This window comes from Roseateles sp. P5_E8, from assembly GCF_054177665.1.
This window is the reverse complement of record NZ_JBGCUM010000003.1, coordinates 189,407-199,081: the sequence shown is the minus strand read 5'-3', so window position 1 is coordinate 199,081 and position 9,675 is coordinate 189,407. Positions and strand designations below refer to the sequence as shown.

The following is a 9,675-nucleotide window of genomic DNA, read 5'->3' as shown; positions in this document are numbered from 1 at the left end:
TCTCGAAACCCGGGGCCGCACCCAACTCACTTCGCTACGCTCCGTTCAAACAAAGGGGTGCGAAGTCAGAGCTTGAGGCTCGCTGCGCTCGCGCCCCGGGTTTCTGCGCTTCTCGGCGGTTTAGAAGGGGAGGTTCCCGGAACAGCCAACAGCCAAACCCCGAAGCCGTTCGGTGGATGTATTTCGTATGCCCCCTTTAGCCCCGCCGAGGAACGGAAAGGCTTGAGGCCGTGCGCGCAGCGCACTTCAAGAACTGACTCCGCACGGTTGTTTGAGCAGAGCGTAGCGGCGCGAGTTCCGGGCGGGGCCTCAAGGCTTGAGTACCGCAGGGCACCCGAAGCGCAGCGTAGGGCGGGGCGGTCGGGGGGAGCTCTTTGGTTACTTTCTGGCGGACCAGAAAGTGACTCGCCCGCCGGGGCGAAATCCCGGCGCGGCCGTCACCCTGACACCCCATCCACGAGCCAAGATCAAACCGCCGCGATCCCCATCGTCACCTGCCCCGCCGGCACATGCACTGCCGCACTCTCCACATGACCCACCTGGTCATCGAAGAAGAAGTCCGGCTCGAACTCGCGCAGGAACTCGCCCTTGGCCAGGCCGCCGAGGAACATCGCCTCGTCGACCTCGATGTTCCAGTCCATCAGCGTGCGGATGGCGCGCTCATGGGCCGGTGCGCTGCGCGCGGTGACCAGGGCCGTGCGCACCCGCATGCCGCCGCCAGGTGACTGCTGCAGGCGCTGCAAGGCCTCAAGCACCGGCTTGAACGGCCCGGCCGGCAGCGGCAGGTGGGCGCGCTGCACCTCGTGCTCGCGGAAGGCGGCCAGCCCGTCGCGCTGGAAGACCTGCTCGGCCTCGTCGGAGAACAGCACCGCGTCGCCGTCGAAGGCAATGCGCAACTCGTTGGGGTGGGCCGCCGAGGCGCGCGCCGCCAGCGGCATCACGCGCGCCGCGGCCACGCCGGCGGCCAGGGCTTGGCGCACATCGTCGTCGTTGGCCGACAGGAAGAGGTGGGCCGACAGCGGCTTCAGATAACGCCACGGTGACGCGCCGCGCGTGAACACGCCGCGCTCCACCGGCAGGCCGTAGTGCTTGGCCGAGCGAAACACGCGCAGGCCGGAGATGGGGTCGTTGCGCGACAGCACGACCACCTCGACCTGTGGCGCCCGACCGTCGTTGAAGGCGAGCAGCTTGCGCACCAGCGAGAAGGCCACGCCGGGCGGCGCGGGTTCGTCCAGGCGCTGCTGCTGCAAGGCCATGTAGGCCCGGTCGTCACGGGCCTCGAAGACCTCGTTTTCGGCCTCGAAATCGAAGAGGGCCCGCGACGAGATCGCGACGACGAGTTGACCGGTGAGCGTGGCTGGCATGGCGGTTGATGATAGGGGGCGACCTGACGGCTTCGACTTTCTAGACTCGCGGCGTCACAGCTCGAAAGATCTTCATGCGCGTCGCATCCGTCCTGCTTGCCGTCATCACCCTTGCCGGCTGCGCCTCGGTACCAACCAGGCCTTCCGAGGTGCCCGACAACCTGAAGCCGCCCGCCGGCCAGGTGCTGGTCTTCGAGGCATTGGCCAGCGGTGTGCAGATCTACGACTGCACCGCCAAGGCCGATGGCAGCGGCCCGGCGTGGGCTTTCCGCGCGCCTGAGGCCGCGCTGGCGGATCGCCGCAGCAATCCGCTGGGCAAGCACTACGCCGGCCCGACCTGGGAAGCGCTGGACGGCAGTCGCGTCGTCGGCGAGGTCAAGGAACGCGCGCCCAGCCCCACGCCGGCAACGGCCATTCCGTGGCTGCTGCTGAGTGCCAAGAGCAACAGTGGCAGCGGCGTGCTGGCCGAGGTGCGCAGCATCCAGCGCGTGCAGACCGGCGGCGGCGTGGAGCCCGCCGAGCCATGCACGACCGCCAAGCTCGGCCAGCCGGCCCGCGTCGCCTACACGGCGGTCTACTACTTCTACCGCTAAGACCGCGGATACAGCCAGGCACGCGCAGCGCGGCCGCCCCTCCAGCGACTGCCGCGGAACCGGCTTTGCCTGGCTGCTGGCAATGCCCCTTGAGGGGCCGGCGAAGCCGGTAGGGGTGGTCTTATTTGACCCAGGTGTTGAGCTGGATGATCGGCAGCAGCACCGCCAGCACGATCAGCAGCACGACGGCGCCCATCGCGACGATGAGCAGCGGCTCCAGCAGCGTGGCTGCGGCCATGGAGCGGCGCTGCACCTCGACGCTGAGCTGGCGCGCCGCGCGCCCTAGCATCTCGGGCAGCTGGCCGGTCTGCTCGCCCAGGCGGGCGAACATGGCCAGGATGCCAGGGAAACGCTTCTTGGCCGCCAACGCCGAGCCCAGCGGCGCGCCTTCACGCACCTGCGTCAGCGCGTCCAGCGCATCGGCCTGCATGGCGCGGTTGGACAGCGTCTCGGCCGCTGCCTGCAACGCCTTCAGGATGGGCACGCCGGCGCCGGCCAGCATGGCCAGCGTGCCGGCAAAGCGCGCCGCGTTGTAGCCGCGCGCGAGGCGCCCGACCAGCGGCAGGCCCAGGATGCCGGCGTCAAAGCGCAGCCGGAAGGCCGGCGCCTTCAGTGCCTGGCGCAGGATCAGCGCAGCGGCGACGAGGCCACCCAGCATGGCCCAGCCCCAGCTGCGCACGAAGTCGCTGACGGCCAGCATCGCGATGGTCAGTGCCGGCAGCGTGCGCTTGGAACTGGTGAACACGGTCGCGATCTGCGGCACGACGTAGGTGACCAGGAAGATGACGATGAGCACCGAGATGAGGGACACGATGGCCGGATAGGCCATGGCGCCGATGAGCTTGGACTTCAGGTCCTCGCGCGCCTCCAGGTCGTCGGCCAGCTTCTCCAGCACCTGGCCCAGCGCGCCGCTCTGCTCGCCGGCGGCCACCACGCCGCGGTAGACGTCATCGAATTCGCGCGGCGCCGTGGCCAGCGCGCGGGCGAAGGTCGAGCCGGCGTTGACCTCGGCCTTGAGCTGGCTGATGAGCTCGCGCTGCCTGGCGTCTTCGCTCTCGTCGGCCAGTGCGGTCAGCGCGCGCTCGATGGGCAGGCTGGAGCCGACGAGGCCGGCGAGCTGGCGGGTCCAGACGGACAGGGCGGTCGCGCTGAAGACGCGCCGCGTGAATCGGCTGCCTTCCTGGGCACCGTGCTGCTGCACCATCTCGATGGACAGTGGCGTCAGCCCCAGGCCACGCACCATCGCGCGGGCGGCGCGTGGGTTGTCGGCCTCGATCAGGCCGCTGGCCTGGCGGCCGGACTCGGCAAGGGCTTCGTATTTGTAGGCGGGCACGGCTTATTCGCGGGTCACGCGCAGCACTTCTTCCAGAGATGTCACGCCGCTCTCGATCAAGCGCTCACCATCCTCACGCATCGAACGCAGGCCGATGGCTTCGGCCGCAGCCTGCAGCTGGCTTTCGGGCGCGCGGTTGTGGATGAGGCTGCGCACGGCATCGTCGGCCACCATCAGCTCGTAGACGCCGGTCCGGCCCTTGTAGCCGGTGTGGCCGCAGGCATCGCAGCCCACGGGGTGCCAGCGGCCGTGGTCGTCCTGGGTCTTGCAGACGGGGCACAGCCGCCGCACCAGGCGCTGGGCCAGCACGCCCAACAGCGATGACGACAGCAGGAAGGGTTCCACGCCCATGTCGGTCAGCCGCGTGACGGCGCTGGGCGCGTCATTCGTGTGCAGCGTGGCCAGCACCAGGTGGCCCGTGAGGGACGCCTGGATGGCGATCTGCGCGGTCTCGTAGTCGCGGATTTCACCGATCATGATGACGTCCGGGTCCTGGCGCAGGATGGCGCGCAGGGCTTTGGCAAACGTCAGGTCGATCTTGGCGTTGACCTGGGTCTGGCCAATGCCGGGCAGCTCGTATTCGATCGGGTCCTCGACGGTCAGCACATTCGTGGTGGCCGTGTCCACGGTCTGCAGCGAGGCGTACAGCGACGTCGTCTTGCCCGAGCCCGTCGGGCCGGTGACGAGGACGATGCCGTGCGGCTGCTGCACCAGTTTCTTGAACGCCGACAGCACCTGGCCGTCCATGCCCAGGCCTTCCAGCGTGAACTTGGATTCGCTCTTGTCCAGCAGGCGCAGCACGGCGCGCTCGCCATGGGCGCTGGGCAGGGTCGACACGCGCACGTCGATGGCGCGGCCGCCGATGCGCAGGCTGATGCGGCCGTCCTGCGGCAGGCGCTTCTCGGCGATGTCCAGCTCGGCCATGATCTTCAGCCGCGAGATCAGTGCCGCGTGCAATGCCCGGTTCGGCTGCACCACCTCGCGCAGCGTGCCGTCGACGCGAAAGCGCACCGAGCTGCTGCGCTCGTAGGGCTCGATGTGGATGTCGCTCGCGCCGTCCTTGGCCGCCTGCGTCAGCAGCGCATTGAGCATGCGGATGATGGGCGCGTCGTTGGCGGCTTCCAGCAGGTCTTCCACCGCCGGCAGGTCCTGCATCATGCGGGACAGGTCCACCGCGCTCTCGACCTCGCCGACGACGACGGCCGCGCTCGACTCGCTGCCCGCATAGGCCGCGTTGATGCGTGCAGTCAGGGAGTTTGCGGCCTCGGCTTCGAGCCGGTCCACCGAGTACAGGCGTTGCACCTCGGACAGCGTGGCCCACGCGACCTCGGGCGGTGCCCACAGCGTCAGCGTGCTGCCGTCGTCTTCCAGCAGCACGCAGTTGGCCTTCGCAAAGGCATAAGGCAGGGGGTGGCGGTTCGCGGCCATGAACGGGAGACGTTATTGCTGCGGCGGGATCTTGCTGACCGGTGCCTTGGGCTCCGGCAGCACCGGTGCGCCGGTGTCGGGCAGCATGAAGTTCTTGGTCGGCTGGTTGACCTGCTGCACGCCGCGGATGCTTTCGTAGCGGTCCAGCGAGAGCTGGTTGGCGCCGCTGGCCGTGCGCAGCACGACGGGGCGCAGGAAGACCATCAGGTTGGTCTTCACGCGCTTGCGGTTCTTGCTGCTGAACAGGTTGCCGATCAGCGGGATCTTGGACAGGCCGGGCACGCCGTCGTCGCCATCGGTGTACTCGTCCTTGAGCAGGCCGCCCAGCACGATGATGTCGCCGTCATCGACGACGACCGAGGTCTCGATGGCGCTCTTGTCCAGCGTCGGGCCCTGCGTGCCGCTGCTGCCAGGCACGACGGAGGAGTTCTCCTGGTAGACCTGCATGCGGATGGTGCCGCCTTCGCCGATCTGGCTCTTGATCTTCAGCGTCAGGCCCACGTCCTTGCGGTCCACCGTCGTGAACGGGTTGACCGTGCCGCCGGTGCTGGTGCCCGAGTTGGCATAGGAGCCGGTCACGAAGGGCACGTTCTGGCCGATGACGATGCGGGCTTCCTCGTTGTCCAGCGACACGAGGTTGGGCGTAGACAGCACGTTGGCGCCGCTCTGGCTCTCGAAGAAGTTGGCCACCGCGCCCAGTGTGTAGAAGTCGCCGACCTTCTTCAGGATGCCGATGTTCAGGCCTGTGGGTGCCGTGCCCGAGCTGAGCGCGCTGCCGACACCCTCGCGGCCACTGGCCACGGCCACGGTGCCGTTGATGATGTTGGCCAGGCCCGAGCCGAAGTTGGTGCCGGCGCCGGTGATGGTGTTGTCGCCCTTGCTGCCGAACAGGTTCTGCCACTGCACGCCGAACTGGCCGGCCTTGGTGTTGTCGATCTTGACGATCAGCGACTCGACATAGACCTGGGCGCGGCGCGCGTCGAGCTGCTCGATGACGGCGCGCACCTGCCGGTACAGGGGCTCGGGCGCCGTGATGACGAGGGAGTTGGTCGTTGGGTCGGCCTGCACGAAGCCGCCCGTGGACGGGCCGGCCGAGGCGCTCAGCGGCGACGTCGCCGCCGTCGAGGCGCCGCCTATGCCGCTGCTGTTGCCCGCGTTGTTGCCCATCGCGTTGTTGTTGGCGCCGCCAAAGCTGGTGCCCGCGCCGCTCAGGCTGCCGGTGTTGGTGCCGGACGTGCCGCTGCCGCTGCTGCCGCCCGCGCTGCTCGACGAGCCCGCGCCAAAGGCGGCGCGCAGCACGGTGGCCAGCTTCACGGCGTCGGCGTTCTTCAGGTAGACGACGCGGATGTTGTTGCCGGCGCCGTCGACGCTGGGCTGGTCGAGCTTGTCGACCATGGCCCTGACGGCGGCCAGGCGCGTCGGGTTGCTGGCGCGCAGGATGAGGCCGTTGGAGCGCGGGTCCACCAGCACGTTGACGGCGCTGCTGCTCTGCCCCGGCACGGCCGCGCCGGTGGTGGCGCCGCCGTCGGCCAGGCGCTGCACCAGCGGCGCCAGGTCGGCCGCGACGGCGTGTTTCAGCGTCACGATCTCGATGTCGCTGGTGCCCGGCGTGTCCATGGCCGCGATGATCTTGGCGATGCGCTGCAGGTTGTCGGCGTAGTCGGTGATGACCAGGCTGTTGTTGCCCGGGTTGGCGTTGATGGTGTTGTTGGGGCTGATCAGCGGGCGCAGCACGGCGACGAGGTTGTTCGCGTTCTCGTGCTGGATGCGGAAGATCTGCGTCAGGATCTGGTCGCCGCGGGCGCTGCTGGTTTCCACGGCCACCGAGCCGGCCTGCAGCTTGGCGTCGGCCTCGGGCAGCACCTTGAGCAGGCCCGCCGTCTCGACGACGGTGAAGCCCAGACCGCGCAGCGCGGCGAGGTAGTTGCGGTAGGCCTCGGCCACCGACACCGGCTGCTCGCTGTAGACCGTGACCGTGCCCTTGACGCGTGGGTCGATGATGATCTGGCGGTCCAGCATGACGCCGATGGCTCGGGTCACGGCCTCGATGTCGGCGTTGACGAAGTTAAGCGTGACCGGCGAGCTGGCCCTGACGGCTGGACCGCGCGGACGAGAGCGTTGCACGGTGGCGTTGTCTGGCTGCGCGAACGCGCTGCCTGCGGTCAGCAGCAGAGCTGCGATCGCAACGGCGGTGGCGGTGCGTTGGAGATTCATGATCATCCGATCGTCAAGACGGAGCGCGCCCCCTGGCGGCGTCCGATGATGTTCAGCAGGTTGTCGAGCGCTTGCTCGCGCCCCGGCGCGGCACTGGCCTCGCCGATGAAGCGGCTCTTGCCGCCCGGCACCACGGTGCCTGCGCCGCTGAGCTGCAAGGCGCCTTCCAGCGTGGACAGGTGCAGCGCGCTGACGCCGGGGTTGCCGGGGTCGGCGCTCAGGTTGAGGCGGTAGCTGCCCAGTGGCGCGATGGTGGAGATGCGCGAGGACAGGTTGAGCAGGTCGAGCTGCAGGTCGCCGAACTGGCGCCAGCGGCCCTGCACCGACTCCAGCTTGAACTCACGCGCCGACAGCCGCAGCGAGCCGCCCAGCTGCAGCGTGTTCCACGGCGTGCCCAGGCCGGCCAGCACACTGGCCGGCAGGCGCGCCAGCCAGTCGGCGCGGCTGTCGACGCTGATCTCCATGCGGCCCAGGCCGGGCTTCAGGCCCAGCAGCAGCTCGCCGTTGATGCAGCAGTCCTGCCGCGCCGCGAGCTGCAGGCCAGCGCCCTTGAGGCTCATCTTCCAGTGCAGGCGGCCCGGCAGGGACGACGCGTCGCGGCTGCCCGCGCCGCCGGTCAGCACCAGCACGCCCGAGCCGTTCCAGATGCTGCCGCGCGTGTCGACGAGCAGCAGGTGCTCGCCCGTGGCCGAGGCCAGCGAGCGCGCCAGCCAGCTGGCCGGCGCAAACAGGATGAGGGCGCCGACCAGGCCGATCAGCGCACCGGCAATGCTCCAGCGCCGCGCCGTGCCATGGCGCACCGGGCGCCCGGCTTGCAGCGTGCTGGCCTGGAAGACCGAGTCCTGCACCGTCATCGGCGGTTGCGCGGGCTTCTTCTTGAACCAGGCCATCAGGCGCCCCCTCCCAGGCTGAGGACGAGGCTGCCGGAATAGCCCTTGGGGCCGCGTGTGAGTTGCGCTTCGACGGGGCGTGCGCGTGCGGCCGAGCGCACCTCGCCCAGCCAGGCCTGCAAGGCCTGCGGCGCAATGCCGTTCAGCGTGACGACGGCGCGGTCGCCGGTCAGGTTCAGGCGCGCAACCGGGCCCAGGTGCTCGACCGAGGCCGTCAGCGCCGCCTGCGCCTGGGCCGGTGGCACGCTGGGGGCCTTGCGCAGCGCGCCGGCTTCCTGGGCTTGCGACTGCATCTGCTGCAGCTGCAGTTCCAGCTTTTCGAGTTCGGCGGGTGCGGCCTTGAGCGTGCGCAGGGCCGGCGCCAGCAGGATGGCCCAGGCCAGCAGCAGACCCAGCAGCACGGCAATGGAGGCGAGTGCAAAACGTTCGCGCTCGCCCAGCGTCTGCCATTGCGTCAGGGCCTGGGCGCGCGCATGGCGCAACTGGGCGGCGAAGCCGTCATCGGCAGCGGTGGAGGTGAAGCGGGAAGCCATCAGCGTCGTCCTTGGGCGCTGGCGCGGCTGATGGTCAGCTTGCCCTCGCTGGCGTCGAGTTGCCAGCCGTCGCTCTGCAACTGGCTGCGGAAGTTGTCGACCTGGGGCGGGCCCCAGCCTTGGGCCGACACGGTGAGCCGGCCGGGCTCGAAGGCCAGCGCCTCGGCGGGCGGCCGGTCGGCGGGCCAGGCGGTGGCGGCGGCGCCGAGCAGGGCTTCCAGGTCTTGCTCGCCAACGCTGCCGGCGCTGATACGCAGCAGGTCGAGCTGCTTGCGCATCTGCACTGGTGCGTCGAGGATGGCGCGCACTTCGGGGAAGGCGCCGGTCAACGTCGCCGTGATGGCCTCGCGGCGCGCGGCCAGCTCGCGGTTCTGGTGCCAGGCCCAGAGGTTCAGCCCGAGCAGTTGCACGACGACCAGCGCCGCCAGGCCCCAGCGCACCGGCTGCCAGGGCTTGCGCATCAGGCCGCGGCTGAAGAGGCGCAGCGCCCGCACGCCACGGGCGCGCGGCGCCAGCTCGAACTGGCGCAGGTCCCAGGCGCCGTCGACGACGGCCAGCGCCCGCTGGGCCGGCGTCTGCACGGTGACGGTGGTGCCCAGCCAGCGCTCGGCGCTGGTGGCGATGCCGGGCGTGGCCGTCCACTGCGCCGCGTGCACGAGGCCGGGCGGGAACAGCTGGCGCGGCAGGCCGCCCTGCAGCGGCAGCGTCGCGACGCCTTCGGCGTGGCTCCAGCGCAGCGCGATGCCGTCGTCGCTGTTGCCATTGCCGCTGCCGTCGTGGGCTTCGAAGAAATGTCCGCGTGCCAGCTCATCGGGCCAGGACAGCGGCGCCACGCGATCGACGAAGACGTGCGCCGCGTCGAGCTGGGCGAGGTGGTCTGCCAGCCATAGCTTGGACGTGATGGCCACCCAGGCCGTGTCGCCGCCGGCGGCATCGGGCTCGATGGCGAAGTGCACGGCCTCGGGGTCGTCGAGCAAGGCCTCTTCCAGCTTGCCGGCGAGCGCCGCGCGCATCTGGCGGCCGGCGCGCGGCAGCTCGACGCAGCGCCAGCCGATGTCGGACTCTGCCGGGATGGCGATGACGCTGTCGGCCGCCGGCAGCGCGGTGGCGGCGGAGCGGCCTTCGCGCTCGACGTGGCGGCCATCGGCCGTCAGCGCCCAGTCGTACTCGCGCAGCGCGGTCGTCGCGGGCGCGGCTCTGCCCAGGGCGCGCAGGCGCGCTCGGGCGGGCAGGAACAGCAGCAGGGTGCTCATAGGGGCAGGCAGGCGCGGCGCATTCTAGGAGGGGGCTGTGGCAGTGAAGGCTCGAATCAAAGGCGGG

At 70.1% G+C, this 9,675-nt stretch carries 8 protein-coding genes; 1 reads left to right on the top strand and 7 read right to left on the bottom strand.

What is annotated here, in order from left to right:
* Window positions 1–467: 467 nt before the first annotated feature.
* The gene (locus tag ACXRVZ_RS03345; protein ID WP_457422707.1) at window positions 468–1,364 is read right to left on the bottom strand and encodes a 5'-nucleotidase; all 897 of its coding nucleotides are present in this window, start codon (window positions 1,362–1,364) and stop codon (window positions 468–470) included.
* 74 nt (window positions 1,365–1,438) lie between these two features.
* Here ACXRVZ_RS03345 and ACXRVZ_RS03340 point away from each other — a divergent pair, with 74 nt between their 5' ends.
* Window positions 1,439–1,957, top strand: a complete 519-nt coding sequence (locus tag ACXRVZ_RS03340; RefSeq protein ID WP_457422705.1) for a DUF3455 domain-containing protein — start codon at window positions 1,439–1,441, stop codon at window positions 1,955–1,957.
* 121 nt (window positions 1,958–2,078) lie between these two features.
* On the opposite strand, the gene gspF is transcribed toward ACXRVZ_RS03340, so the two are convergent.
* Genes gspF through gspL form a run of 6 tightly spaced genes read right to left on the bottom strand, consistent with a single transcriptional unit; the run spans window position 2,079 to window position 9,608 of the window.
* Entirely contained in the window at window positions 2,079–3,290 is a 1,212-nt protein-coding gene (gspF, locus tag ACXRVZ_RS03335) for a type II secretion system inner membrane protein GspF (RefSeq protein ID WP_457422703.1), read from the bottom strand.
* A 3-nt stretch (window positions 3,291–3,293) separates the two neighbouring features.
* Window positions 3,294–4,718 carry a type II secretion system ATPase GspE gene (gspE, locus tag ACXRVZ_RS03330; RefSeq protein WP_457422701.1) on the bottom strand — a complete coding sequence of 475 codons (1,425 nt, stop codon included), beginning with the start codon at window positions 4,716–4,718 and terminating at the stop codon, window positions 3,294–3,296.
* A 12-nt stretch (window positions 4,719–4,730) separates the two neighbouring features.
* On the bottom strand, window positions 4,731–6,932 hold the full coding sequence (gene gspD, locus ACXRVZ_RS03325; RefSeq protein ID WP_457422699.1) for a type II secretion system secretin GspD: 2,202 nt from the start codon (window positions 6,930–6,932) through the stop codon (window positions 4,731–4,733).
* Window positions 6,933–6,934: 2 nt separating this feature from the next.
* Entirely contained in the window at window positions 6,935–7,822 is an 888-nt protein-coding gene (gene gspN, locus ACXRVZ_RS03320; RefSeq protein ID WP_457422697.1) for a type II secretion system protein N, read from the bottom strand.
* Complete coding sequence (gspM, locus tag ACXRVZ_RS03315; RefSeq protein ID WP_457422695.1) at window positions 7,822–8,355, bottom strand: type II secretion system protein GspM; 534 nt, start codon at window positions 8,353–8,355, stop codon at window positions 7,822–7,824. The genes gspN and gspM overlap by 1 nt, the downstream gene beginning before the upstream one ends.
* Window positions 8,355–9,608, bottom strand: a complete 1,254-nt coding sequence (gene gspL, locus ACXRVZ_RS03310) for a type II secretion system protein GspL (protein ID WP_457422693.1) — start codon at window positions 9,606–9,608, stop codon at window positions 8,355–8,357. Before gspL ends, gspM begins: the two co-directional genes overlap by 1 nt.
* Window positions 9,609–9,675 lie beyond the last annotated feature (67 nt).

What these genes read in the sequence shown, in the direction of transcription:
- ACXRVZ_RS03345 (WP_457422707.1), bottom strand. Translation starts at nt 1,364, where the DNA reads ATGCCAGCCACGCTCACCGGTCAACTCGTCGTCGCGATCTCGTCGCGG.
- ACXRVZ_RS03340 (WP_457422705.1), top strand. Translation starts at nt 1,439, where the DNA reads ATGCGCGTCGCATCCGTCCTGCTTGCCGTCATCACCCTTGCCGGCTGC.
- gspE (WP_457422701.1), bottom strand. Translation starts at nt 4,718, where the DNA reads ATGGCCGCGAACCGCCACCCCCTGCCTTATGCCTTTGCGAAGGCCAAC.
- gspD (WP_457422699.1), bottom strand. Translation starts at nt 6,932, where the DNA reads ATGAATCTCCAACGCACCGCCACCGCCGTTGCGATCGCAGCTCTGCTG.
- gspN (WP_457422697.1), bottom strand. Translation starts at nt 7,822, where the DNA reads ATGGCCTGGTTCAAGAAGAAGCCCGCGCAACCGCCGATGACGGTGCAG.
- gspM (WP_457422695.1), bottom strand. Translation starts at nt 8,355, where the DNA reads ATGGCTTCCCGCTTCACCTCCACCGCTGCCGATGACGGCTTCGCCGCC.
- gspL (WP_457422693.1), bottom strand. Translation starts at nt 9,608, where the DNA reads ATGAGCACCCTGCTGCTGTTCCTGCCCGCCCGAGCGCGCCTGCGCGCC.